A 24,700-nucleotide genomic window follows, 5' to 3' on the forward strand; every position below is an offset into this window, starting at 1 on the left:
CGGGACATAATCCTTCCGCGGGCGCAACCGGACGCTGGGGTTATGGGCGATGCTGAGCGTGGACGATCTCTTCAAAGGACGCCATTACGACCGCGAAATCATCGTTCTCTGCGTGCGCTGGTATCTGCGATACAAGCTCAGCTTCCGAGATCTCGTGGAAATGATGGCGGAGCGCGGCTTGTCGTTGGCCCATACGACCATCATGCGCTGGGTTCAGCGCTACGTTCCGGAGTTCGAAAAGCGGTGGAACCGTTTCGCGCGCCGGGCTGGCGGATCGTGGCGCGTCGATGAGACCTACGTCAAAATCAAGGGGCGGTGGGTCTATCTCTACCGCGCCGTCGACAAGGCGGGAAAAACAGTGGATTTTTTGCTGCGCGCGAAGCGAGATGTCGCTGCCGCCAAAGCGTTTTTCCGTCGTGCGTTCGCGAGCCACGGACGGCCGCCGCGCAAAATCACGCTCGACGGATATCAGGCGTCACATCGGGCGGCGCGCGAGCTTCTCGCACAGCATCGAGGCGGCGAACGGACTCGAATTCGATCTTCGAAATACCTGAATAATCTGATTGAACAGGATCACCGATCCATCAAGCTTCATTTGGGGCCGATGCTCGGGTTCAAGCGACTTCGACATGCGGCGATCACGATCGCCGGCGTCGAACTCATGCATCGCATCAGGAAGGGTCAATTCTCGCTGAGCAGATTTAGAGCCGCCGGGACAACTGCGCCCGAAATCTGGAGTGCGGTGCTCGCTGCCTGATCCTAACGAACTGCCGGACCCCATCGCGTAGCTATCCGCAAAAATTGGCTTTGTCGCAAATTTTGTTTATGGACGCGATGAGCGTGTGAGAATGACGTGGCTCACGCGGCGAGGGCATAGAACTGCTGCGCTGGACGCAATTTGCCCCTGGTCTGCAACTGGTCCTTTCTGATCATATGCATGAGCTCGATCCCCGAGAGTGTCGCAGCGGCCGATCGAAATGATTTGAAACCCAACATCGGCCGCGTCACTCGCTTCACCGCTCGATGGTCCTGTTCGACAATATTATTGAGATATTTGATGCGGCGGATTTCGATGTCCGCTTCATGCTCCGCATTGTAGCTTTCGATCGCCGCCGTGTTGGCGCCGCTCTTGTCGATCGTGATCTTCTCCGGCGCGCCATGCTGGCCGATCGCCTTGCGCAAAAAGCGAAGCGCGGCTTGGCAGTCTCTCTTGCCCGTTAGCAGGAAATCCACCGTCGCGCCTGCCTTGTCGACCGCCCCATACAGATATTTCCAGCAGCCTTTGACTTTCACGTAGGTCTCATCGAGACGCCAGCTGGATCCGATCGCGCGCTTGCGCGAGCTATGGCGGAAAGTGGGTGATGACGGCGTGAGGAGAGCGGCGTAACGGGGTTGGTGTGCAGCCGACCCGAACCTCCAAGAGGAGCGTTACGCCATGAATGAGAATAGAGTTGTCGCCCTCCGGCAGGAAGGCGCAATCGACGATCCGCTCACCGAAATCCTGCGGGTGGGGGCGAAGCGGCTCATCGCGCAAGCCGTCGAAGCGGAGTTCGCTACGTTTCTCGACGCCCACGCCGATCTCGCGCTGCCGGACGGGCGGCGACGGGTCGTTCGCCACGGGCGCGAGCCGGCGCGCATGATCCAGACCGGGATCGGCCCCGTCGAGGTGGAAAAACCGAAAGCGCGCGACCGCGGAGCGCCGAAAGCCGAGACGCGCATCCGCTACGCCTCATCGATCCTGCCGCAATGGGCTCGGCGGACGAAGAGCGTGGACGCGCTGCTGCCGGCTCTCTATCTCGCCGGCGTCTCCACCGGCGATTTTCAGGATGTGCTGACGGCCTTGCTCGGCAAGGACGCGCCCAATCTCTCGCCGGCGGTGATCTTGCGGCTGAAAGGCGAGTGGGAGGAGGACTAGGCGCCGCGATGCGCATATTCCGCATAGGTGAGGCCGGCCGGCAGCGCCAGCCCGCCCCAAAGATAGGCCGCGTCCAGCGACGTCTGCAGGGCGAACAAGACGTTGCACGCGACCAGCGATCGCAGCACCGCGTCTTTGCCGAGCAGCGCGTCGTCGCCGGCCCTCTGGCCCGTCGATGCGGGCGTCGACCGCTGCGGCACGCGCCGGCTGCGGAAGTGGACGAACGGCCAGGCCAGGCACGCGATCGCCAGCCAGAACGCCGCTCGCCACGGCGAGACCAGATCGAGAATGCGCCTCGGATCCATGACCCGCACCCATTCGTCGATGAGCGGATTGGCCGTCGCAAACAACGAGAGAAAGAGGAGAAACAGGCCGATCGGCGTGATCCAGGCGACGAGCGCGGCCGCGCGCCAGTGAGTCTCGCGCCTCATCCGCGACAGCTTTCGCGCACGAAGAACGTCGGCGAACAGCAAGAACGGTCCGACGAAGGGCTGGCGCAACGCATGGCGCAATTGCAGGGGCCAGACGCCGACGGCGCCCGAGGTCATGACCTGTGCGAATAGCAGCGTCCCGCCCGCGGCGACGAGAAACGACAGCCAGGAGGCGTCCTCGACGATAGCCAGAAGCGCGAGAACGAAGCCGGCGGCGGCGGCGATTCTCAGGCGCATGTCCGCGCGGACCGGATTGGCGACGATCGCCAGCAGACCGTAGCCGCTCAGAAAAAGGGCGAGCGAGAGACCGACGCCGCGACGATCGAAGAATAGCCAGTCGGCCAATGCCGCGGCGGCCGCGGCGAACATGAACCGGCGGGCGAGCCATTGCATGGGAGAGCGAGAGGACAAAGAGAGGTCGATCATCGCGGGCTTTCCTTTGGAGATCGGCGATCGGGAAATGAAATGATGTTGCAGGACCGCCGTTCACGGACGGCTACGGGCGGGCGGCGGTGGGCCGGTCAGGTGGGCGAGCGAGCCACCAACCGTCGTTCACGAGCCGGCGGGGCAGGCCGGTGGGTAATGGAATGGAGATGACGTCGGCCATGCTCGGAACATGCGCCGAGGCTTTGCAGTGCAGTCACGGGCTGCTCTCAGATCTCGAGGATTATTTTGCAGCTTTCGTGCAGCCGGCGAGGTGGGCCGTGACGGGCGTCGATGTCGGAGAAGAAGCCGTAACGGCCCCGTCCAGAACTGATGGCGAAGGACAGCGGCTTGTCTCCCGAGCGATGATGAAACGGGGCTTTGCCCGAGGTTGGCCCCTAGGGATGCGGGTCAGGGATGAGGTATGGGATTATGTCGGAACTGACCTGTCTTGCCGCCGCATCCCATCGCCTCGCCGAGGATCGGTGGCTGATCGCGATGGGAAGCGGCTATCGCGGAACGCTCGCGCAATTGGACGCGCTGACCTTCGAACGCGTTCACGAGAAAAACCTCGCGCGTCTGACGTAGTGCGACGCGATCACCGCGAATGTCGTCTATAGCGTGGCGGCGAAATGACGCAGAGCTATCGCAACCCCAGCCTCGCCATCATCTTCAACAGCCCGACGCGGGAGACGCCGAGGCGGCGGGCGGCTGCGCTGTGATTGTGCTCGGTGGCGGCGAGTGCGGCGCCGATCATGCGGCGCTCCAATTTCTCCTGCGCCTCGGGAAGCGTTTCCGAGACAGCTTCCGCCGCAAGCGGAACTCCGCCGCCGCGCGCGAAATTCAAATCCTCGGCGGAAATGGTCGATGATTGCGGATCGGCGAGCGCAGCGGCGCATTCGATCGTCGCTTTCAGCTCGCGAACATTGCCGGGCCAGGACTGCGCGGCGAGCCAAGCGAAAGCGTCCTGGGAAAAACGCAATTTGCGCTTCTTCGCCGCCTGGCCGAGAAAATGCGCGGCGAGAAGGCCCAAATCTTCGCGCCGCTCGTCCAGCGCCGGCGTGCGAATGACGACGCCGCGCAGGCGGTAATAGAGATCTTCGCGAAAGCCGCCGGAAGCGATCATCGCCTCCAGATCGCGATGCGTCGCGCTGATGATGCGCACGTCGGCGCGCCGCGCCGCGCGTCCGCCGACAGGCGTATAGGTTCCCTCTTGCAGGAAGCGCAGCAGCTTCACTTGGCAGGGAAGCGGCGTCTCGCCGATCTCGTCCAAAAACAGCGTGCCGCCGCGCGCTGTCGCGACGAGGCCGGGGCGATCGGCGTGGGCGCCGGTGAAAGCGCCTTTGAGATGGCCGAACAATTCGCTCTCGATCAGCTCGGCTGGGATCGCGCCGCAATGAATGGAAACGAAAGGCCCGCGACGCGCGCTTGCTCTATGCAGCGCATGGGCCACCAGCTCCTTGCCGGAGCCGGTGGGACCGAGGATCATCACGGGGAGCTCGGCCGGGCCGATGCGGCGGATCATGTCCGTCACACGCGCCATGGAAGGACCATTGCCGATCAGACCATCGTCGGCGCTCCCCTTCTCCGCGCGCAGCCGCGCGAGCTCGCGCCCCAGCGCCGCTTTGGCGAGCGCGCGCTCGACGCAAAAGCGCAACAGCTCCGGCTCCACGGGCTTGGCGAGAAAATCCCAGGCGCCGAGCGCGACGGCGCGCAGCGCCAGCGCATGCTCGCTATGCGCCGTCAGCACGACGGTGACGGCGCTCGTGAAATCCGGCAGCAGCGATAGGCCCGCCTCGGGCGTGCGCTCCGGCGGCATGACGAGATCGAGAAGCACGAGATCTGGCCGCGCCTGCGCGAAGGTCTCGCGCGAGGAAGCCGCGTCCTTCGCCGTCACGACATGATAGCCTTCGCGCGTCAGAAAGGCGCCGGCGACGCGCACGAAAGCGGGCTCGTCATCGACGATCAGGATCGTCTCGCCGCTCATCTCGGGAACCTCAGAGTGACGCAGGTGGAAAAGCCCTCGCGCGCGCCGAGCGCGACGGAACCGCCATGCGCCGCCATGATCTTGGCGACAATGGCGAGGCCGAGCCCCGTGCCTTCGCAGGAACGCGAAACAAAGGGCTGAAACAGACGGTCCTTGATTTCCTCTGGCACGCCAGGGCCGTCATCACAGACATTGACGAAAATCGCCTCGGGCGTCGCCTCGACGAAGACGGCGACGCGGCGGCCGGCGGCGCGCGCATTGGCGATGAGATTATCCATCGCTTGGGCGAAGCGGAATGGATCGGCGCGCAAATGCGCGTCACTCGCGATGTGAGTCTCAATGTCGCCGAAAGCGTAGGCGAGGTCGATATCGGCCGGCTCGATCTTCCAGGGCTTGGCGTAGTCGAGCAATTCGGCGACGAGACGATTCATGCGCCGCGTCTGCTTTATGATCTCGGCGCGCGTCTCCGCCGGCGCGGCGGCGGCCGCCATATTCACGATGTTGAGCGGATTGCGCAGATCATGCGCGATCGTCGATGCGAGCATTCCGAGCTCTGCGAGCCGCTCGCTCTCGGCGCGGCTTCTTCGGCGGTCGATGTCGTCGAGGCTCTGCGTCAGAACATCGGCGTAGACAATGGCAAGGCGGCGCGCGCCCGGCGGCGAATCCTCGAAGCCTGTGAGCGGCGCCTCCCACTTGCCGCCGTCATTGGCGCAGCGAAGCGCCGGCGCCGGCCCTTCGCCGGAAAGAGTCACATCGACGAAGGGGCGCATCGCCGCGCGCAAATGCGTGCGCGCGATTTCCATCGCCTCGGACGGCCTATCCGCGCCGGCGAGTTCGCCACGCCATAACGCGATCATCTCGGCGGAAATTTCCGGGCCGGCGTAGACGAGCCGATCCGCCGCGCGGCGAATGGGCTCGCCGAAAGCAAAGGCCAGCGCCATGGCCGTGGCGACGACGAGCCACAGGGAAGCGAAATCCATCGACGGCGCGAAAAAGCTCAAAGGCGCCGCGGCGAGCAATCCGGCGACGGCGGCGGCGAGCAGCAGCACGAGCGCATAGGCGGCGGCGCGTCGCGCCCAGACATTGGCGGCCATCAGCTCGTAGCGCAATATTCCGTAGACGAGCAGCGCCGGATAGATCGGCAGAGCGAGAATGGACCAGGGCGCGACCGCCACGCCGAACAGTGGCGGCGCGAAAGAGACGACCGTCGACAGGCCGACGAGCGAGGAGACCAGAACGATCGCAATCTCGCGTCGGCGCTTGCCCTCGGCGCGGCGCAGAGCGAAGGCCATCAGCCCATTGCCGTAGGCGGCGAGGCCGATCGCCACGGCGACGCCGAAGAGGCCGACGCCCTCATAGCGAAAACCGCGCAGGCCTGCATGTGTTTCGAAAAAGGCGCCGGCGCCGAAGACGAAAAGCAATACAGTCGCGCCGGCGCCGAGCGCATGGACGATCGGAAGCGTGCGCGCGCCCTGCCCCGTCAGCCGGATCGCAAAATCGACGGCCATCGCCGAGCCGAGCGGCGCCAGCGCCATCGATGCCGCTCCGATGCGCTCGGGCTGGATCAAGCCGAGGGCGAAAAGCCCGACGATCATGACGAACGCCGCGAGCTGCTTCGCGCCCGGCGCCGCGCCCGCCCGAGCCAGGAGAAACGCCGAAAGCGTGACGCTCGACAGGAAGGTCGTCGAGATGGAGAGGGTGAACAGCGGGCTCGGCGTCATCGCCCGACCGTATCCTCAGTTTATAGGCAGTTCAATGAAGTCTGTCTCTAATGTTTATAGAAAACCCATTCATATGACATAAAAACAGATAGTTATCCAGTGGCGCCGCCATTGCCCATAGGTCTCCCGAAGGCGAAGCTCTTTCGCCCCCATTGCCGAGGAGACCGATCTTGGCCCGCATTCTCATCATCGGCGGCAGCGGATTCATCGGACGGCATATCGCCGGCCGGCTTCGCGACCGCGGCCATAAAGTCGTCGCGGCCTCGCGCCGTGAGGTCGATCTCGCGCGGGACGGCGAAGCACGGCTTCGCGATAAGGTCGCGAGCTTCGAGATCGTCGTCAATTGCGCCGGGCTCGTTCGCGACGACGGCGCCAATAGCATGGCGGCCGTCCATGCGGAGGGCGCGTGCAATCTGTTTCGCGCCTGCCTCGCGGCTGGCGTCGCGCGGATCATTCACATCTCGGCGCTCGGCGTCGAGAGCGACGGCGAGACGCTCTATCAGCGCAGCAAGGCAATCGCGGAGGAGACGCTCGCGGCGCTCGATCCCACCGGCGCGCGTCTCGATTGGCGCATATTGCGCCCCTCGCTCGTCGTCGGCCGCGGCGGCGCCAGCACGCGCTGGCTGCTCGCCGCCGCCGTCCTGCCCTGGCTGCCGAGCTTCGGCGATGGCGCCTGGCGCTTTCAGCCCGTGCATGTCGGCGATCTCGCCGACGTCGCGGCGCGTCTCGCGGAGGGAGCGCCTTCACCAGGTCGCCTCGATGCCGTCGGCCCGGAGCCGATGACGACGGATGCGCTGCTCGCGCTATTGCGCGAATGGCTCGGCCTGAAGCCGACGCGCTTCTTTCACGTGCCCTATCGGCTCTTTCTGCTCGCCGCGTCGATCGGCGGGCGCGTCTCGACCGGCCCGCTCAATCGCGAGGTGATAAAGCTTCTCTCGCGCGGCAATGTCGCCGATTGCGCGCCGATGACTGCGGCGCTCGGCCGGCCGCCACGCGCTATTCGCGACGCTCTGGCGCTGGAGCCGGCCTGCGAGTCGGACAGGCGGGCCGCGCGACTGTTTCTCCTGCCTCCCGTGCTGCGCTGGAGCCTCGGCCTGTTGTGGGTCGCGACAGGCCTTCTCTCCTTCGGACTCTATCCGCAGGAGAAAAGCTATGCGCTGCTCGCCGAGATCGGCGTTCACGGCGCGCTCGCCGACTTTGCGCTCTATGGCGGCGCGGCGGTCGATCTCCTGCTCGGCGCTCTGTTGCTGCTGCGCTGGCGCCCTGCCCTCACCGGCGCCGCGCAGCTCGCGACAATGCTCGCCTTCACCATCATCGCGACCCGCCTGCCACCCGATTATTGGCTGCATCCTTTCGCGCCGCTCCTCAAGAATTTGCCCATCGCCGCGGCGATCCTCGTCATGATCGCATTGGAGTCCTGACCTATGCTCGATCCCGTCACTCTGAAGACAGTGCATATTATCTCCTCGACGATCTTGTTCGGTACGGGTCTCGGCACGGCCTTTCACGGCCTCGCCAGCAATCTGCGCGGCGATCTGCACGCCATCGTTGTCGGCAACAGAAATGTCGTGCTCGCCGATTGGCTGTTCACGACGCCCGCCATCATCGTGCAGCCTGTCACCGGCGTGCTGCTCGCATTGGATCAGGGTTGGCCGCTCGATACGCCCTGGCTGCTCGCGGCCATCGCGCTCTATCTCTTCGTCGGCGCCTGCTGGCTGCCGGTCGTGTGGCTGCAAATCCGCATGGCGCGCATCGCCGAGCAATGTCTTGAGAAAGACGCGCCGCTGCCGCCGATCTATGGAAACTATTTCCTCTGGTGGTTCGCGCTGGGCTGGCCGGCCTTTATCGCCATGATCGCGATCTTCTGGCTGATGGTCGCCAAGCCGCAATTTTGAAGATGGAGATAGACATGACCACTCTTTTCCAAGACCTACTCGCCGAGCGCTTCGATCTCCTGCCCGCGCCCGTCCGTCGCTTCCACACGCTCGAGCGCGAGATCTTCACCGGCGGCCGCGCGAAAGTTTCCGCGCAGGGCCGAGGCCTCGGGGCCGCTTTGCTCGCCTTTGTCGCCGGTCTTCCGGCGCCGGGCGAAAGCGTCGAGACCCATGTTCGCTTCACGCCGCTGTCCGGAAAGAGGGAGTTTTGGCGGCGCGATTTCGCCGGGCGGCGCTATGAAAGCGTCATGGACGCCGCGCCGGACGGGCGCTTGATCGAGCATTTCGGTCCCTTCGATCTCTATTTCGACCTTGCCGTCGCGCCCTCGGGCCTGCGCTGGTCGCTTGCCGAATGGCGCCTGCTGAAAATCCCACTCGCGAGCATGACCCGGCCGCGGATCGAATGTTTCGAGAACGCCGAGGGCGAGCGCTTCGCCTTTGATATCGACGTCGCTTTTCCGATCGTCGGCCATATCGTGCATTACAGCGGCTCGCTGGCGGAGACGCCGGAGAATGCGCCGATGTTCGTCTATGACGGCGTCTGCGCCCTCTGCGACTGGACCGTTCGCTATGTCCTCGCGCATGAGATCACGCCGTCGATCCGCTTCGTCGCGATACAATCCGAGGAAGGACGCGCTTTGGCGCGACAGGCGGATATCGACCCCGACGCGCCCGAGAGCTTTCTCTTCGTCGAGAACGGCCGGCTCTTAAAGGAAACCGAGGCGCTGCTCGCGCTCGCCCGGCACTTGCGCGGACCGGCGCGCGCCGCCCCTCTCGTCCACCTGCTGCCACGCTTCGTCGCCGATGCGCTCTATCGCCTCGTCGCGCGCAACCGCTATCGCTGGTTCGGTCGAAAATCCGCTTGCGCTCTCCCCGAGGCCTCGCGAGCGCCCGATGACTGCGCATTTCCGACCGAGGATCGAGCCGACTAATAGACCACCTTCGGGAACCGTGACGGATCACGGATCGCGTCGCCGATCTCGTCCAGCTCGAGCAGATCGCCGCTTCCTATCCCTCGCCCGAGCGCTTCCTCATCGAGCTGACGCTCGATCCTCCGGACGCGACGAGACCGGTCGCGCCTCTGCGCGACGAGGATATCTCATCCTCTCGACGATCCATTCCGCCAAGAGGGCGCTAAACCGTAAGGGAGTTCCCCCGGCTTTGGCGGGGTGGCAGTAGGAGTTTGACGTTTTCAGCAGTCCACCGTCGAAATTTCCAGTCGTGAGCCGCCAAGCACACGATGAGGAAATCCGACGATGGACGAGTATGAAAGCTTAAGTCACACGCGGTGGGACTGCAAATATTACGTTGTGTTCATTCCCAAATGCCGCAGGAAGGCGCTGTATGGCGAACTGCGGCGTCACCTCGGGGAAGTGTTCAAGAAACTGGCCGCGCAGAAGGAGAGCCGGATCGAGGAGGGGCATTTGATGCCCGACCACGTGCACATGATGATCGCGATCCCGCCGAAATACGCGGTGTCCCAGGTGGTGGGATACATCAAAGGCAAGAGCGCGATCCATCTGGCGCGGGTTTACGCGGAGCGGAAGCGCAATTTCGTGGGGCAGCATTTTTGGGCGCGCGGATATTTCGTCTCGACCGTAGGTCGGGACGAACAGGTGATCCGGTGACGTGCCCCTGAAAAATCCCACCAGCATCGATTAGAGTCCGACCGATTGCAGGACGGACGCGATGAAGAAGAAACGGTTCACGGAAGAGCAGATCATCGGGATTTTGCGGGAGCAGGAAGCCGGCGCGAAGGCGGCGGACCTCGCTCGCAAATACGCGGTTTCGGAGACGACGCTCTACAATTGGAAGGCCAAATTCGGCGGGATGGACGTTTCCGAGGCCAAGCGGCTGAAGGCGCTGGAGGAGGAAAATGCCCGTCTGAAGAAACTCTTGGCCGATCAGATGCTCGACGCGGCGGCACTTCGGGAGCTCTTGTCAAAAAAATGGTAGGGCCCGGCTCGAGCGCGAAGCCGTCGCGCACCTTCGGGCCGTCATGGGCCTGTCGGAACGTCGGGCCTGCCGGATTGTCGCCATCGATCGCAAGACGGCGCGCTACACGTCGACGCGCCCGGCCGACGCCGAGCTTCGAGCCGAGCTGCGCGATCTCGCCAACGCGCGTCGGCGCTTCGGCTACCGGCGACTGTTCGTCTTGCTCCGGCAGCAGGGCGAGCGTTCGGGCAAGAACCGCATCTATCGGCTCTACCGCGAGGAAGGGCTGACGGTGAGGAAGCGCCGCGCGCGCCGCCGCGCCGTGGGAACACGGGCGCCGATTCTCGTCGAGGCGAAGCCGAATGCCCGATGGTCTCTCGACTTCGTGCACGACCAGCTCGCCAGCGGCCGACGATTCCGCATCCTCAACATCGTCGACGACGTAACGCGCGAATGCCTGGCGGCGATCCCGGACACGTCGATCTCCGGCAAGCGGGTGGCGCGTGAGCTGTCCGCGCTGATCGAAAGGCGCGGCAAGCCCGGCATGATCGTTTCCGACAATGGGACGGAGTTCACCTCGAACGCCGTCCTGTCCTGGTCGGAGGAGAACAAGGTGGAGTGGCATTTCATCATGCCGGGTAAACCGATGCAGAACGGCTTCTGTGAGAGCTTCAACGGCCGCATGCGGGACGAGCTGCTCAACGAGACGCTGTTCTTCGGCCTCGACCACGCGAGAGAGAAGATCCGCTCTTGGATTCACGATTATAACCACCGGCGCCCGCACTCTTCCCTCGGCTATGCGACACCGGCGGACTATGCGGCCGCGCTCACCGCAACAGGCGATCGGCTGCGCAACCCGGACCAGCTCCGCCGATCGCCTGTTGCTCACCCCACGCCCGCGGGCGTATCAACCGCCGGGACTCAACTCGCCGCTGGATGAAACTTCGGGGGCAGGTCACCCTCGCGACGACAATCATATATAAGGATATTATCATATATAAGACCGCCCGCGTCCAATCGCCCGGTTCTCATGGCCAAGGTCCCTTGTCCGCGCCGAAAGCTTCTTCGGCACGCCCGATCTCCTCGTCCCTCGTCGTCGGCGACCAGCCTCCCCCCAAGGCTTGATACAGAGTCACGGCGGACTGAAAATATTGGAGCCTCGCCTGCTCAAATGCGTCCTCGCTCTGAAAATAGGCGCTCTCCGTCGTCGCGAGCGCGGTCACGTCGATCGTCCCTTCACGCAAACGGCCCTCCGCCGCGAGATAGCCCCGGCGAGAAATCTCAACGGCTTTGCCCTGGAGCTTCAACAGCTCCTTCGACTCCTCGATAGCGATCAACGCGTTCTCCGTGTCGGAAAGCGCCGTCAAAGCTTGCTTGCGATAAGCGGCCAGCAATTCTTCATAGGTGGTCTTTTGCAGCGCATACTGTCCCTGAAGGTTATATCCGTCGAACAGCGGCTGCGCTGCGCTCGCCAACACCCCCCAGGCGATCGCCTCTGGACGCGCCAGATTCCTCCACACGATACTCTGAACGCCATACTGACCGGTCAGCGTAATCGAAGGGAAAAAGGCCGCGCGCGCCTGCAATACGGAAAATTCTTGAGATGCCAGCCTTGCCTCAGCTTCCGCGACGTCGGGACGGCGCAACAGCACTTCTGAGGGCAGGCCCGGCGCAATCCTAGGGAAACGCAGCTTCACAAGCGACGCCCCTTTCACCTCGAAGCCCTCCGGCGCACGCCCCACCAGCACAGCGAGCATATTCTTTTGCTGTCGAAGCGTTTGCCTCAGCGAGGGGATAGCGGCGCGCTGTTGGGCAAGAACCGTCTCCGGCTGCGCCGCGTCGAGCACCGTGACGAGGCCTGTCTGAAGCCGTCCTTCCATGGTCTTGACGACCGCTTCGCCGACCTTGACGTTCTGTTCCGCGATGCGCAGGCGATCCTGCGCATTCAACACCTGAAAGTAAGCGTTCATCACGGACGCGATCGTCGCAATCTCCACGACCTTCCGATCGAAACGGCTCGCGTTGGCGAGCAGCTGCGCGGCCTTTGACGCGTCCTCATTCTTTCCCCAGAAGTCGATCTCATAACTGGCGTTCAGCCCCAGAATGAAGGGATTTCTGCGCGATGAGCTGAATACCGCCTGATTTTGCGCAGCGGCCGCCTGCTGCGGATAGCCCGCGTTAGAAAGCAAGCTCGCCGCGGGGTTATAATTCGGGGTTGCGCTCGAAGCTGTCCCCGGAGTTCGAGTTCTTTGGGCGGAATCGCTCATCGTAACCGAAGGCCAAAGCGCCGCGCTCGCCGTTCGCGCGCGTGCGTCGGCCTCCCCAATCCGCGCAACGGCGGCTGCGATGTCGTAGTTATGTTCGATTGCCTCGTCGACGAACGAGGTCAATTCTTCTGAGCCGAACTTCTCGGCAAAGCTTGACGACGACCCGAACGAGGAAGTCGATGCCGGCAGGGCCTCATTGAAACGCGGCGGGATCGGCGCCGAGACATCCGGCTTTTCCCACTCGATGTCGCAGCCGCCAAGGAAGAGCACACCGCAAGCGACGCTCAAGAAATAGACTTTCCGATACAACGACAACGCTTTCACTCGTCCGCTTTCCCGATTAGGCGCGCGCCGGTGAACTCCGTCGAGCGCCGAGCCACTTCGTCATCGTTCCCGCATCGCGGTACTGCCGACGTCGATCAATGGCGAAAGAATGTAATCAATCACACGGCGCCGCTCGGTTTTGATTTCAACAGTCACCGTCATCCCAGAGGTCAGCGGAATTATCTTTCCCTCCACCAACATAGACATCGCCGCGGGCGTGACGATGACGGGGTAAACTAGATCTTGAGTCCGTTGCGCCGCACTAGTCTGCGTGAGGTTGCCGCTCGGCGGCTGCGCGGGGTCCTGCAAATTCTGCTGCGCTTCCGCTGCTGGCATGGCGTCTTCGGCGACGCGCGTGACCGTACCGGTGATGGTGCCGTAGCGCGTGAAGGGAAAGGCATCGACCTTGATGATCGCCTCTTGACCTGCAATCACGAAGCCAGCGTCGCGATTGAGGACGTAGGCATCGATCTCCAAGGGAGCGCCATCCGGCACGATGTGCATGAGCTCCTGGCCCGCGGCCACGACCTGGCCGATGGTGGTGACCGTAGACGCCTGAATTGTGCCGGCGACGGGCGCCGTAAGGGTCGTTTGCTCGAGCTTCGATTGAGCCTTGGCGAGGTCCTGCACCAGGCCGGCCACTTTGGTCTCCGCATCCGCGACCTTCTGAGCATTGTCCGCCAAAAAAATCTTCTTGGTCTTCTCGATGTCAGCTTCGATCACTTCCAGATTGGCGATGCTCTCCTTTAAGGAGCCTTCGAGACCAACCAGTTGGCTTTGCTCTTTGAGCAGGTCCTGTCGGGCCGTCAGCACCTCGAGCCGACTGCCGAAATTCAAGCGGAAAACTCGCTCGAACATCTTGAGGCGCTCCTTGGCGGCCTCGATCAGATTGCGCTCGACAACTATGCTGGCTAGCGTCTTTTCTCGCTCAGCCTGCTTCTGCGCCTTTTGAGCCTTCAGACTCGCAACCGAGGCGTCGAGCTGCGCCAGATCCGCCGCAAGCACGGTTTCTTCGCGTAGGCGGATCTCGGGCGGAATCTCTTCGGTCCAAACGATCGTGGCGCGCGCGTCGACGCCAGCAGACCGCAAGGCGACTCGGCGTCGCAAACTCTCCGCTTGAAGCGCCTTCAGATTGTCTTCCGCCGCCTTGTGGGTTGCGAGCTCCTCCGTCCGGTCGAGTTCGACCAGCACATCGTTCTCCTGCACACGGTCACCGTTCTTGATCTTGATCGCGACGATGGTCCCGGTGTCTCCGGGTTGAATGACTTTCGCTCGTCCGGCAGGCTGAATCTTGCCGGAAGCGACGGCGTGAACATCGAGATGGCCGAAATAAGACCAGGCCAGCACGACGACGACGAGCGCAACTACAGCATAGATCAAACTCACTTTGATCGGCGATGGCGGAGAGTCGACGATCGCCAGCGCGGCCGGCAGGAACTCATGGTCGGAAAAGCTCCCAGCGCGCTTTTGAGTCAACTTGCGCCAGCTGATCGCCAGGTAGACTTTCATCCAACCAAACATTTGTCACACAGCCGCCTGGTCGGATTGCAAAGCCCACAAATGCGCATAGAGCCCTCCTGGCTTCCGCAAAAGCTCGCTGTGGGAACCGATCTCGACGATCCGGCCGCCGGCCATGCCAACGATACGATCGCATTCCCTCACGGCGGCGAGGCGATGAGCGATGATGATCACCGTGCGTCCGCGAACGATTTCCCGCATATTCCGCTGGATGATTCTTTCGCTTTCATAGTCCAGGGCGCTAGTCGCCTCGTCGAGGATCAGAATCCGCGGATTGGTCGCCAGCGCCCGGGCAATGGCGATGCGTTGGCGCTGCCCGCCGGAAAGATTGGCGCCTCTTTCCTCAATGACAGTGTCGTAGCCGAGCGGAAGTCTGGAAATGAACTCCTCCGCGCCGGCGAGTTGGGCGACGCGCCTGACTTCCGCGCGGCGCATTTGTGGGCGAGCGAGTGCGATATTGTCGTGAACGGTTCGATTGAACAGCAGATTTTCTTGTAAGACGACGCCAAGCTGCGTTCGCAGCCAAGCGGGGTCGAGACGCGCGATATCGTTTCCGTCAATCAGGATTTGCCCGGTTTCCGGTGAATAGAACCGCTGAAGCAATTTGGTCAGCGTCGACTTTCCAGAGCCAGAGGTGCCCACGATCCCAAGGGTTTCTCCCGCGGCGATCTCCAATCGAATCTCTTGAACCGCGTTGGGGAGTTCGGGTCGGTAGCGGAAGCTGACTCCTCGAAACTCGATGGCTCCGTTCATCGGCGGGAGCGAAAACGGCGACGCGGGACGCGGCTCTTCGGGCGAATTCATGATGTCGCCGAGCCGCTCGACGGAAACCTGGACCTGCTGAAAATCTTGCCACAGCTGTGAAATGCGCATGATCGGCTGGATTGTCTGATTGGAAATCATGTTGAAGGCGATTAGGCCGCCGACCGTCAGCGTGCCGTTAATGACCTCTTCGGACCCAAAATAAAGGATGAGCGCTACTGAGAGTTTCGTGACGAACTCAATGGCCGTCTGTCCCACGACGCCAGTCATCCCCACGTTGAAACCGGATTCGGCGTAGGCGGCGAGACGATCGCACCATTGGCGATGGATGACCGGCTCGACCGCGGCCGCCTTCAGCGTCTGCGCGCCGATCACGCTCTCGATGAGGAATTGCTGGCTGTAGGACCAGCGACTGAACTTCTGCTTGATGCGACGCTGCATGATCGGCCGGATCACCGCGGCGATTCCCGCATAGACCGGTATCGATATGACGACGATCAGCGTCAGCTTCCAGGAGTAGAGAAACAGCACGGCGATGAAGACAACGATGAACAAAGCGTCGATGAGCGAAAGAAGAGCTTGACCTGTTAGGAAATTGCGGACCGTCTCCAGTTCGCGGATGCGCGATAGGGTCAAACCTGCCGGCCGCTCCTCAAAATAGGCGACGGGAAGATTGAACAAATGCGCGCAAAGCTCGGAGCCGAGCTCGACGTCGATGCGGTTGCAGGTGTGGTTGAGTGCATAGGCACGCAAATATTTCATCACGCCATCGAAGACGGCGAGCGCGACCATCGCGACCACGAGCACCATCAGCGTCGAATAGCTCTTGAAGACGAGCACCTTGTCCACCACCATCTGAAAGATCAGCGGAGACACGAGGGCAAAGATCTGGATGAACAGCGATGCGACGAGCACATGGACGATCGCGCTGCGGTAGCGAGAAACAACACCGAAAAACCACTGCAGCCCGAATTTTTCCGCCTCTCGTTCGGCGTCGGCCTTCTTCGTGACGAGGATCACTTCGGCGCCGAGACGGCCATACGCCTTGGTGATGTCGACCTGAGCGACAGACCGTTCAAGCGGATCGAAGAGGCCAAAGCGCCCCGGCGACACCTCGCTCGTAAGCACGGCCCAGTTGCCATTGGCGCGCGTCACCAGGGCCGGCGTTGGGATGGACAAAAGGCGCTCCAGGCTCGGCTGCCTGATCGCTTTGGCTTTCATTCCAAGAAAGCGCGCCGCTCGGATGATGTCGTTCGTATCGATGTTTAGGGTGTCCAGTGCAAGCTCGTGCGCCAAGCTCTGCGGACTTGAATGAATTTCGAAACTGGCGGCGATTACGCATAAGGCAGCGAGCGCCCCCGTATGACGAGGGCTTTGGTCGTCGCTTCCTCCTCGCGCGGCGACTTCGTCCACTTGGGCTGCTCTAGCGCTCTGCAAAGTCATCCATTTCTACTGTTGCGGAGTCAGTCGCAAGCCCTTCCGGTCCGCTATGAACGTCCTCCGTGCGCCGGATATTGGCGCAGATGGGCAGGTTACTGCCTGGATAAGAATGGCTCCAGTGCCTCTACCACCTTGCGAGCCAAATCTTCAGGGGACCGGTTTACGGTGTGCAAAGTTAGCTCCGGAGCGTCCGGCGGCTCATAAGGTTGGTGAATACCGGTAAAATTCTCGATTTCTCCGCCTAATGCGGCGCGATACAGACCTTTAGGATCTCGTTCGATGCAGACCTCGATCGGCGTATCGACATACGCTTCGATGAACTCGTGTTTCTCAACCAGCGACCGCGCGAGACTTCGTTCCGCCCTTTGGGGTGAAATTAGCGCGCAGAGGACGATGAGTCCGGCTTCGGTCAACAGCTTCGAGACCTCAGCGGCACGCCGGATATTTTCCCTGCGGTCAGCGAGTGTGAAACCCAGATCCTTGTTGAGACCGCGTCTCAGGTTATCGCCATCCAACAAGAAACTGTGAGCGCCGCGTTCAAGCAGCATCATTTCGACAGCCCTTGCAATGGTCGTCTTCCCGGCTCCGGACAGGCCGGTGAACCAGACGATCCCTGGCCTCTGACGATTGATTGCATGGCGCGTCGCCTTGTACGGGTTCATGCTCCACGGTCTGCTAGAACCAACGCCAAAGGCTTTCGTATCGTGCAACATCACGGCGCCGCCATTTCTTCTTCCAGACCGCTCGGACGGGAAACTTCGACCGCGACGTCTCGTGACTTCATCACTGCATTCGACCCCTTCGTGGACTTGTCCCACAAATAGCCGCTCGTCGGAAGAACAACCTCGATTTCCCTTGTGGCCGACGCCTCCAGCGTCCACAAGCATTTGTTGGCAAACTTTTTGAGGATGTCCGGCGGAAGAATGGTCTGTCGCGGCTTGAATTCGACCTTCCGTGCGATCTCATGCAGGCCAGGTGCTCCGATCCGCATATCGAACTCGCCGCCTTCGTCGTAGACGACGTTGTCGAAATCATGCTGGTAGAAGGGAAGCTTGAGAAAATCATAAAGCCGGCGCATGGTGCGTTCCGGCTCCTTGGTCAGCGCCTCGTAGTCGACAAAGATGAGGTGGCGACCATATTCGCCGTAAAACGCCTCGTGAATCGCGCTCCAAGCGAGTCCAATCGTGCCGTTGTTGGATGTCAAATACTCCGTACGGGAGTAGACCGTCGCCGCAGCTTCGGCAGGAAACATTTTAGAAAAGATCAGTGCATTCTTGCGGTGCAGGCGCTCAAAGGAGTCGACGATCCACGCCAAGTCCCTGACGCAGACGACGACCTTAAAGTCCTCAAACAGCTGCGCCAGCAGGCTCAAGCGCGCACACCATATGCGGTTCGTATCAAAAACATATCGATGGGGGTTGTTCCGATAATAGGCGAAAATGATCGACCGCAATATCTCTTCGCGCTGATTGTCGTCGATGAAGCTCGCATATTCCGTTTGCGCGCCCATAGCGACGATCATCTGCCGAATGAGGGCAGCTACAGGACTCGACATGCCGGCGTGAACATCCGGATTTTGTCGGAAAATCCCGGCAAGCAACGTCGAACCAGAGCGCGGAAGACCCGAGATGAAAAACATGGGTCTATCGCAGGTCATGAGTCATTTCCCCACATCCCAGTGAATCATCCCGAAGTATTGGAAAGGGTCTCAAGGCTCCGCGCGATGGTGCGGAGCACGTCGACACGATGCGCCGGGCGGCGCTTTCGATTGGGTGACGGTGAACCGCCTTCGCATCCATCATCTTTGCCCGGCCTCGCTGGAAGTCGTATTCTGGGACCCGTAACGCGCGGCGTTTTGTTGCAATCGCCGCTCGATGAACGGCCAGAGCTGCGTTCCATGGCGCTTCAGCGCCTCAAGATAAAGCGGATGGGTTGTCACATCCTGACAGATTTCGCAGATCCCCGCGTAGTCGTTCCGTGCGGGCAAGCCCGCAACAGCCTCGAGCCATTTGACAAGGAACCCCGGTCCATAGAGCCCGATGGCGAGCGCGACCGGATTTCTCGCGCCTCGCGCATAAAGCTCCGATGCCGGCGCCTCGGCGAGCGCGCCGAAGTCTAAGAATGGATTGCCGTCGAGCTCGGCGCCGGCGCAGGCCCAGAGTCGGTTGGTCGCGCTGATCGTCGGCTCCGCCAGCATCGATGGACACCGCAGTTTGATCACCTCGCGGCCGTCGGTGTAAGGCTGCGCTTCTTCCGCCGAGACGAAGAGCGCGCCTCGGCCGATCCGCTGTGTCGCGACCTGCGAAATGCCATAGAAACATTGGCCTGGTTCGCGCGCTTTCCAACTCGTTGCGTCGAACTCGGGAATGTCCTCGCCGAGCCGTTGACGCACCCAATCGGGATCGATCACGGCCTTAGGGCTTCTGGCCATCAGCAGCACGACCGATTTGAACGGAATTTTCCTCGCCGCACGCCAGGTGGAAACGATGCGGTCGAAGGGTACGAAGGGCGCGTGATAATCATCGAAGGAGAGGCGCAGATGCGCGAGCCCCGCGGCGTGCAGCTCCGCGAGCAGATCATGGGCTTTCGCGTCGTTGACGGCGAAGGAGCCGTTGGTGACGATCTGCCCGTCGATGTTGCGGTGCTTCGCCCAGCTCAATAGGCGCAACAAAGATTTTTTGGCGAGTGTCGGCTCGCCGCCGACGAGATGCAGGGAGGTGATCGGTTGGGCCGCGGCGAGACCGTCGAGCGCGCCGACGACGAGATCTGCGTCCGCCGCCTCCGCGCGCCCCGGCCCAGAGGAGACGCAGCAATGCGCGCATTCCGCCGTGCATTTTTGGGTGAGGAAGACGGTGACGCGCAACACCCAACTCCCTTATTGATTTGTTCTATAGATCACGATGCGCCTCGCTCAACTCAGTCCGCAGTTTCGCCGATTGGTGCATCGGCACCGGAGTCGGAACAGTCCACAATCGTCTATTATTACGGTTTATAATTTTCGGGGCCGGAATCGTCGCTGACGTCTCGCGCCTTGACCTTGACCCAGATACCATTTTCCAAATGGAAGTTTGAGACGTCTACTGAAAAACGACAGTTGCCGGAGACTGCGTTAGCCTCCCACGTGTTCTCGTCGATCTTCCGGGTGTTGAAAGAATATCCAAAAAGGTGCATCACCAAATCCCTGTCGAACAAATTTACGTGTCCAATGGCGATCTTGCATTTTTGATCACTTTCTTTGAAAGCAAATCGCACATATGGATCGCTGCTCGGGACGAACGCACCGTCTGAAACATTATCACCTGACAGCGTTGCATCAATTGGAATGTCGAGCCATGCACCACCATCTGAGTGTTGCATCGCAAATATAAGTTCATACTGCCAGTCTGGCCAAAGCAGTCTCAAGCTCCATTTTTTCGTAGAATCCATAAACGAGTTAAAAACTATGGTTGGCTTTTCTACAACGCCACCAGCCTCTTTGCCCAACTCTTCAACGCTATCAAAGTGCCCACTCGAACGCCTCTTGACTTCTTCTTCATTCAAGATCAAGACAGATGGAGCACGTATATCCAGGAACCGATCCTTTATAGCTAAAACTAGTGCCGGCCGATTCTGATAGCGCCGATACAATGTCTGACCTCGATCAAATCCCGCTACAAATCCGCTGAATGCTCCATCCTTTCCGCTTCTAGAGGCGATGAACGCGCGAACCTCTTCCCCATACGCGCGGATTTGCGCGCTTGAAGACTCGCTCGCCGTTCGATTTGCCGCCTGAGACGAGTCTTCTGGTAGAAGAACTAGCAAATAGCACATAAATATCAACGTAATATTCTTATGGATCCGCCGCGCTCGGCTTTTCATTTGCTTCTCCATAGCTACGGTTTCGGGACAAGCTGCTCTAGAATTTGATTATTCTCGATCGTTGCAAGAATCAAATAGCCTGGCGGAGCTATCACATCCTTTATGATTGCAAAATTATTTGCCACTAGGAGGTCACTTGTTACTATCGTCTTGTTGGTTTCTAATACTTTTGTGTCATCCGAAATTCCGATGGCTCCCACAGCAGCATTACCTATCTGCTTGTCTACAGGATAAGCTGCAAAAAGATCTTGCGCCTGATAGCGAATCCCCGTGACGACTGTGGTCCCTGGCGGATCCCCTGGCGTCGCCGATCCATCGCCGGCCTCCAACCCGAAGCTGTCCAATCCCAGGCTGTCTAAGAGCGACGTAAACGCATCCGACAAACCGTCGACAACCGCGCTTGCGATGTCGTTAACTAGCGAACTAATGTATGCGGCAGGGGCATAAGTGTATCCGCCGCCGCCCCACCAGCCGTAGACCCCCCAGGAGCCGCCACCCATACCATCGCCGTAATAGTAGCCCATGACACCCTCCTGAGGAGTGCGCTTAAAAGACATTACTTATCGGTTTAATAGAATTATAAAATGCGTCGTTTGTCAACCTGGACGTGTTTTGGCTGCTTCCTGCCCCTAAACCGCTGCGCGCAGGCACGAAAATATATGCTATAGGGTGTGGAGTCGTTCCGTCGGCCGATTGCCCGGAAAAGTCGGCATCGCGGACAGTCACGAAGTTTTCAGCCGGTTGGCCGAAGGTGTCGCGGCGTTGGCGAGCGGAGTCAAGAGCATGGCAGTATTTGAATTTTCGGGAGTCGAAGCTTGGCGGACAGCTGCACGAAGCAACAATTCTCGATGGTTCGACGATACGGAAAGATTCGGCCGACCACTCGCGGTCGCCAGCCACGAGCCGAAGTTTACCTTGGCACAGGCGGAAAGGTATTTCTGTATAGGATCGTGTTTTGCGAGGAATATTGAGGAACATTTAATATATAGCCATAATGATGTCTTGAGCAAAAGAATAATTTCTCCATCTCACGAATGGCCTTTTCGCATAAATGGAATAATTAACAAATTTACTACGCATTCGATATTGCATGAGATTAAATGTCTAGCCGACAGGCCGGTGATTAACGAAGATATTTTTGAACAAACCGGAGCTGGGTGGTTTGATTTACAGTTATGCCCCGGTGCGCCCGCGGTCAGCCTGCAGAGAGCTGTCGAGAGAAGAGCCTATCTTATTGACGATTATTTCTCAAGAATATTAGACGCTACAGTTGTTATTCTGACCCTTGGTCTGACAGAAACTTGGTATGATAAGAAATCAGACCGATACCTGAATGCTGCTCCGAGCATATACTCAGTTGATAGGGCGCCATCTAGGTATTCGTTAATAATTACTGATGTAACTACAAATTATATGGCGCTTGAAGAAATATATTATCTCATAAGAAAGAAAAATACGACTATAAAGTTTGTAGTGACTGTTTCACCAGTCCCAATGTCCGCGACATTTTCTGGCAAAGATGTCCTTGTTGCGAATATTATTTCTAAGTCCACGCTGCGGGTGGCCGCTGACGAATTCTCGAGAGCGCACGCCGACGTGGACTATTTCCCGAGCTTCGATATGGCGGTCATGTCCCCGCGCGATGAGCTCTATGGACCCGACTGTATGCATGTCTCCGACGACGCTGTTGGAAATATCGTGCGTCAATTCATTTCCACATATACTGGAGAGACCGTTTCCGCGAACCCGTTTAACGAGCTGGCTTATCTCGCGGCAAATCCAGACGTAGAAACGCAGGCGCGGCAGGGGCTGTTCGCCTCGGGTTACGAGCACTGGCTCGTACACGGGCGGGCGCAAGGGCGCCCCCTTGCGCCGCGAGAAGGCCCAACCCCTTTCATGTCCGCGGCCGGCGTGAATGGGGCGGCTCGCGAGAACTGAAGCAAGACGGGCTCCTGGATGGATTGGTGCCCAGCCACTTGCAGGATAGGCGACCCTGCGAGGCGCGGCAGATCGCTCTACAACGTCTGCGACTTCGAGCAGATCGCCGACGCCCCTCCACAATCGTACCATCGACGAGCTGATGCCATGGGCCTTCAAATCCTCGACGCCGGCGCCGGCCGCCTAGAGTATCCGTTATGGACAAGGGGCTTTTTCAGCCCAAGTGCGATCATCGCGCAACAAGGCGTTGGCGAGGACGATCATTCTGCGCATGACGGCGGTGATGGCGACCTTTGCGGGCTTCCCAGCTTCCACGAGCCTGACATAACTTGCCTTCATCTGCGGATTGAAGCGGCAGGCGACGAGCGCCGGCATATAGAGGGCTTGGCGGAGAAAGGCTCTGCCGCCACGAATGAAGGCGTGGCCCTTCCACGAGCCGGACTGTCGTTGGACGGGCGCGAGGCCGGCGAGACTCGCCGTCTGTGCGCCTTCGAGTCAGCCGAGCTCCGCCCTCCCTTCGTCACGCCGACACCCCCGCGATTCTCATCCAGATTGACGCTGGACTCTCACCTTGTTTGGCGCGCGGCAAGCGATCGAGATCGACGCCCTGTCGCGCGTAAATCTGCGCCTGCAGATAAAGCGGCAGATGATCGGCATATTTGGAGATGACGACATGCGCGACGAGCGCCTCGATCGGAACGCCGCCCTCGATCAACCGCTCTTGCGCCGGCGCCTGCGCGACCTCGCCCTCGCAGCTCCGGCAGGCGTATTTGGGACGGCGTGTGACGATGACCTTGAAGCGCGCCGGCGTCACGTCGAGCCGCTCGGACACATCCTCGCCGATCACATGCCGCAATTTTTTGCAGCAGGGACAGCTCTTGTCGCCGATGTCGACGACGATCTCTTCACGGGGCAGATGGGCGGGAAGCGCGCCACGATTGACGCGGCGCTTGCGTCGCGCGTCCTTCTGCTCGCTGGTCTGCTTCTTCTCGGATTCCGCGGTCGCCGCCGCCAACGTCTGCTCTGCGTCCTCGAGCATCAAGCCGAGCTGATCGGCGTCGATCTTCTCCGAGCGGGCGCCGACGCGATGGCGCTGCAGCTCCTTGATATTTGCAAAAGCTTGTCGCGCGCGATCATTCGACATGCCGCGCATGAGTCGTTTTGTCGCGTTCACAGCACGGCTTTCGGAGCCGCCACGCGAACGGCGCGCACGCGCGTCCAATCGAGACCTTCGAGCAACGTGGAGAGCTGCCCCGGCGACAAACGCATCACGGCGTCCGAAATCGTGGGCCATCGAAAGGAGCAATGCTCCAAGCGCTTCGTGACAAGCACGAGACCCGTGCCGTCCCAATATAGCAGCTTCAATCTGTCGGCCCGCTTCGAGCGAAACACATAGATGACGCCACCATGGGGATCGTGCGAAAGCGTTTCCTTCACGATCGCCGAAAGTCCATCCATCCCTTTGCGGAAATCGACGGGCTTCGTCGCGATCAAGACTTTCACATTGCTCGCCGGGACGATCATGATACCGCCTTCAAGATGCGCAAGGCCATCTTCAAGGTCGCGGCGTCCGCATTCGGCGGAACGCGAACCAGCGCCGCGCCTATGACGATCTCGATCATCGCATGTTCCGTCGCTATGGCGCTCCCGCTCGCCGCATCGACGACCACGCGCGCGAACGAGTGACCATTAGGCTCATCGGCGCCTGCCTGCCGCCGCGCCTCCCGCCGCCAGCCGAATAGCTGCTGCGGCGTCACTCCATGACGGCGGGCGATCTGCGAAACGATCGCGTCCGGCGCCAGCGTCTCTTCGACAATACGCGCCTTCTCCTCGCTCGACCAGGCTCGCCGCCGCCCGGTCCCCGTGATCAACTCGAGCCGCCGGACCGCTTTCGGTTCGAGCTTATCATCATGCGTATGCACAAGCCGATCTCCTTATCAGAGATCAAAGCCTCGCAAATCACGCGAAAAATCGGAATGTGGGATCAAAGCTACGCTTACCCAATATCCGCGTCCGGTCTTCGTTTCTCCATCGGCGCCGCCGTTCGCCGCCTGTGATCAATGTCATCCGACCCATGCTGTGCAGCTTGCCTCGCTCATAAAGCCGACTTAGCTGCGTAGCTTCGCTCTATTCCCTCGATTTTGAAAAGGCGGCCCACGGCGTAGGGATACCACCTTCACGTGGCGCGAGCACACGCACACGGAGCTGAACGCCCCGTTTGCCCGTCCGCTCACTCCAACGCGTTTC

21 protein-coding genes and 4 pseudogenes are annotated in these 24,700 nt (G+C 60.7%); 9 read left to right on the top strand and 16 right to left on the bottom strand.

Features of this window, described 5'->3' with window-relative positions:
• Positions 1–49 precede the first annotated feature (49 nt).
• A complete protein-coding gene (locus AC6IY7_RS20055) occupies positions 50–757 on the top strand; it encodes an IS6 family transposase (RefSeq protein WP_497783006.1) in 708 nt (235 codons plus the stop codon).
• 101 nt (positions 758–858) lie between these two features.
• Here the strand turns inward: AC6IY7_RS20055 and AC6IY7_RS20060 are convergent.
• Positions 859–1,335, bottom strand: a pseudogene (locus AC6IY7_RS20060) (IS6 family transposase); the annotation flags it as partial.
• A gap of 100 nt (positions 1,336–1,435) precedes the next feature.
• Here AC6IY7_RS20060 and AC6IY7_RS20065 point away from each other — a divergent pair.
• Positions 1,436–1,912: pseudogene (locus AC6IY7_RS20065) on the top strand (transposase); the annotation flags it as partial.
• On the opposite strand, the gene AC6IY7_RS20070 reads toward AC6IY7_RS20065, so the two are convergent.
• Positions 1,912–2,772, bottom strand: coding sequence for a DUF4153 domain-containing protein (locus AC6IY7_RS20070; RefSeq protein WP_497783007.1), 861 nt, complete (start codon positions 2,770–2,772; stop codon positions 1,912–1,914). The pseudogene AC6IY7_RS20065 and the gene AC6IY7_RS20070 sit on opposite strands and share 1 nt — an antisense overlap.
• Positions 2,773–3,201: 429 nt before the next feature.
• Between AC6IY7_RS20070 and AC6IY7_RS20075 the strand changes: the two genes are divergently transcribed.
• Complete coding sequence (locus tag AC6IY7_RS20075; RefSeq protein WP_497783008.1) at positions 3,202–3,357, top strand: hypothetical protein; 156 nt, start codon at positions 3,202–3,204, stop codon at positions 3,355–3,357.
• Between the two features lie 55 nt (positions 3,358–3,412).
• Here AC6IY7_RS20075 and AC6IY7_RS20080 read toward each other — a convergent pair whose 3' ends face one another.
• Together AC6IY7_RS20080 and AC6IY7_RS20085 are read right to left on the bottom strand one after the other, a co-directional pair.
• Positions 3,413–4,756 (bottom strand): sigma-54-dependent transcriptional regulator, encoded by a 1,344-nt coding sequence (locus AC6IY7_RS20080; RefSeq protein ID WP_497783009.1) that lies wholly within the window; start codon positions 4,754–4,756, stop codon positions 3,413–3,415.
• Positions 4,753–6,477, bottom strand: a complete 1,725-nt coding sequence (locus AC6IY7_RS20085) for a sensor histidine kinase (protein WP_497783010.1) — start codon at positions 6,475–6,477, stop codon at positions 4,753–4,755. The genes AC6IY7_RS20080 and AC6IY7_RS20085 overlap by 4 nt, the downstream gene beginning before the upstream one ends.
• A gap of 170 nt (positions 6,478–6,647) precedes the next feature.
• Here AC6IY7_RS20085 and AC6IY7_RS20090 point away from each other — a divergent pair, with 170 nt between their 5' ends.
• The 5 genes from AC6IY7_RS20090 (at position 6,648) to AC6IY7_RS20110 (ending at position 11,286) form a co-directional block, all read left to right on the top strand.
• A complete protein-coding gene (locus tag AC6IY7_RS20090; protein ID WP_497783011.1) occupies positions 6,648–7,898 on the top strand; it encodes an NAD(P)H-binding protein in 1,251 nt (416 codons plus the stop codon).
• Positions 7,899–7,901: 3 nt separating this feature from the next.
• Positions 7,902–8,372: a DUF2269 family protein gene (locus tag AC6IY7_RS20095; RefSeq protein WP_497783012.1), complete on the top strand. Its 471-nt coding sequence runs from the start codon at positions 7,902–7,904 to the stop codon at positions 8,370–8,372.
• A 14-nt stretch (positions 8,373–8,386) separates the two neighbouring features.
• On the top strand, positions 8,387–9,343 hold the full coding sequence (locus tag AC6IY7_RS20100) for a DCC1-like thiol-disulfide oxidoreductase family protein (RefSeq protein WP_497783013.1): 957 nt from the start codon (positions 8,387–8,389) through the stop codon (positions 9,341–9,343).
• Positions 9,344–9,667: 324 nt separating this feature from the next.
• Positions 9,668–10,039: an IS200/IS605 family transposase gene (gene tnpA, locus AC6IY7_RS20105; protein WP_497783014.1), complete on the top strand. Its 372-nt coding sequence runs from the start codon at positions 9,668–9,670 to the stop codon at positions 10,037–10,039.
• Between the two features lie 61 nt (positions 10,040–10,100).
• Positions 10,101–11,286 (top strand): IS3 family transposase gene (locus AC6IY7_RS20110; protein WP_497783015.1). Its coding sequence is split into 2 segments (ribosomal slippage): positions 10,101–10,366 and positions 10,365–11,286, totalling 1,188 coding nucleotides; the frame shifts between segments, so codons are not numbered across the junction.
• 88 nt (positions 11,287–11,374) lie between these two features.
• Here the strand turns inward: AC6IY7_RS20110 and AC6IY7_RS20115 are convergent.
• From AC6IY7_RS20115 to AC6IY7_RS20150, 8 genes are all read right to left on the bottom strand, one after another.
• Positions 11,375–12,937 carry an efflux transporter outer membrane subunit gene (locus AC6IY7_RS20115; protein WP_497783016.1) on the bottom strand — a complete coding sequence of 521 codons (1,563 nt, stop codon included), beginning with the start codon at positions 12,935–12,937 and terminating at the stop codon, positions 11,375–11,377.
• A gap of 60 nt (positions 12,938–12,997) precedes the next feature.
• Positions 12,998–14,446, bottom strand: coding sequence for an HlyD family type I secretion periplasmic adaptor subunit (locus AC6IY7_RS20120; protein WP_497783017.1), 1,449 nt, complete (start codon positions 14,444–14,446; stop codon positions 12,998–13,000).
• A 15-nt stretch (positions 14,447–14,461) separates the two neighbouring features.
• Positions 14,462–16,630, bottom strand: coding sequence for a type I secretion system permease/ATPase (locus AC6IY7_RS20125; RefSeq protein WP_497783018.1), 2,169 nt, complete (start codon positions 16,628–16,630; stop codon positions 14,462–14,464).
• A gap of 119 nt (positions 16,631–16,749) precedes the next feature.
• Entirely contained in the window at positions 16,750–17,370 is a 621-nt protein-coding gene (gene cysC, locus AC6IY7_RS20130; protein WP_497783019.1) for an adenylyl-sulfate kinase, read from the bottom strand.
• Positions 17,370–18,296, bottom strand: coding sequence for a sulfotransferase family protein (locus tag AC6IY7_RS20135; RefSeq protein ID WP_497783020.1), 927 nt, complete (start codon positions 18,294–18,296; stop codon positions 17,370–17,372). The genes cysC and AC6IY7_RS20135 overlap by 1 nt, the downstream gene beginning before the upstream one ends.
• Positions 18,297–18,455: 159 nt before the next feature.
• Complete coding sequence (locus AC6IY7_RS20140; protein WP_497783021.1) at positions 18,456–19,520, bottom strand: radical SAM protein; 1,065 nt, start codon at positions 19,518–19,520, stop codon at positions 18,456–18,458.
• A gap of 119 nt (positions 19,521–19,639) precedes the next feature.
• The gene (locus AC6IY7_RS20145) at positions 19,640–20,515 is read right to left on the bottom strand and encodes a hypothetical protein (RefSeq protein ID WP_497783022.1); all 876 of its coding nucleotides are present in this window, start codon (positions 20,513–20,515) and stop codon (positions 19,640–19,642) included.
• Between the two features lie 14 nt (positions 20,516–20,529).
• Positions 20,530–21,039: a hypothetical protein gene (locus AC6IY7_RS20150; RefSeq protein ID WP_497783023.1), complete on the bottom strand. Its 510-nt coding sequence runs from the start codon at positions 21,037–21,039 to the stop codon at positions 20,530–20,532.
• A gap of 259 nt (positions 21,040–21,298) precedes the next feature.
• Here AC6IY7_RS20150 and AC6IY7_RS20155 point away from each other — a divergent pair, with 259 nt between their 5' ends.
• Positions 21,299–22,453 carry a GSCFA domain-containing protein gene (locus tag AC6IY7_RS20155; RefSeq protein WP_497783024.1) on the top strand — a complete coding sequence of 385 codons (1,155 nt, stop codon included), beginning with the start codon at positions 21,299–21,301 and terminating at the stop codon, positions 22,451–22,453.
• Positions 22,454–22,648: 195 nt separating this feature from the next.
• Here the strand turns inward: AC6IY7_RS20155 and AC6IY7_RS20160 are convergent.
• The 4 genes and pseudogenes from AC6IY7_RS20160 to tnpA (AC6IY7_RS20175) form a co-directional block, all read right to left on the bottom strand.
• Positions 22,649–22,948 (bottom strand): annotated as a pseudogene (locus tag AC6IY7_RS20160) (transposase); the annotation flags it as partial.
• A gap of 94 nt (positions 22,949–23,042) precedes the next feature.
• Positions 23,043–23,606 (bottom strand): annotated as a pseudogene (locus AC6IY7_RS20165) (transposase domain-containing protein); the annotation flags it as partial.
• 17 nt (positions 23,607–23,623) lie between these two features.
• Positions 23,624–23,980, bottom strand: coding sequence for an IS66 family insertion sequence element accessory protein TnpB (tnpB, locus tag AC6IY7_RS20170; protein ID WP_497783143.1), 357 nt, complete (start codon positions 23,978–23,980; stop codon positions 23,624–23,626).
• A complete protein-coding gene (gene tnpA / locus AC6IY7_RS20175) occupies positions 23,974–24,375 on the bottom strand; it encodes an IS66-like element accessory protein TnpA (RefSeq protein ID WP_497783025.1) in 402 nt (133 codons plus the stop codon). Before tnpA (AC6IY7_RS20175) ends, tnpB begins: the two co-directional genes overlap by 7 nt.
• Positions 24,376–24,700: the final 325 nt, after the last annotated feature.

It is taken from the genome of Methylosinus sp. is20ea (genome assembly GCF_059718135.1).

Coding starts and splice junctions, on each gene's coding strand:
- AC6IY7_RS20120 (WP_497783017.1), bottom strand. CDS start 14,446: ATGAAAGTCTACCTGGCGATCAGCTGGCGCAAGTTGACTCAAAAGCGC.
- AC6IY7_RS20145 (WP_497783022.1), bottom strand. CDS start 20,515: ATGAAAAGCCGAGCGCGGCGGATCCATAAGAATATTACGTTGATATTT.
- tnpA (WP_497783014.1), top strand. CDS start 9,668: ATGGACGAGTATGAAAGCTTAAGTCACACGCGGTGGGACTGCAAATAT.
- AC6IY7_RS20135 (WP_497783020.1), bottom strand. CDS start 18,296: ATGTTTTTCATCTCGGGTCTTCCGCGCTCTGGTTCGACGTTGCTTGCC.
- AC6IY7_RS20095 (WP_497783012.1), top strand. CDS start 7,902: ATGCTCGATCCCGTCACTCTGAAGACAGTGCATATTATCTCCTCGACG.
- AC6IY7_RS20155 (WP_497783024.1), top strand. CDS start 21,299: ATGGCAGTATTTGAATTTTCGGGAGTCGAAGCTTGGCGGACAGCTGCA.
- AC6IY7_RS20080 (WP_497783009.1), bottom strand. CDS start 4,756: ATGAGCGGCGAGACGATCCTGATCGTCGATGACGAGCCCGCTTTCGTG.
- AC6IY7_RS20055 (WP_497783006.1), top strand. CDS start 50: ATGCTGAGCGTGGACGATCTCTTCAAAGGACGCCATTACGACCGCGAA.
- AC6IY7_RS20075 (WP_497783008.1), top strand. CDS start 3,202: ATGTCGGAACTGACCTGTCTTGCCGCCGCATCCCATCGCCTCGCCGAG.
- cysC (WP_497783019.1), bottom strand. CDS start 17,370: ATGTTGCACGATACGAAAGCCTTTGGCGTTGGTTCTAGCAGACCGTGG.
- AC6IY7_RS20085 (WP_497783010.1), bottom strand. CDS start 6,477: ATGACGCCGAGCCCGCTGTTCACCCTCTCCATCTCGACGACCTTCCTG.
- AC6IY7_RS20100 (WP_497783013.1), top strand. CDS start 8,387: ATGACCACTCTTTTCCAAGACCTACTCGCCGAGCGCTTCGATCTCCTG.
- AC6IY7_RS20070 (WP_497783007.1), bottom strand. CDS start 2,772: ATGATCGACCTCTCTTTGTCCTCTCGCTCTCCCATGCAATGGCTCGCC.
- AC6IY7_RS20150 (WP_497783023.1), bottom strand. CDS start 21,039: ATGGGCTACTATTACGGCGATGGTATGGGTGGCGGCTCCTGGGGGGTC.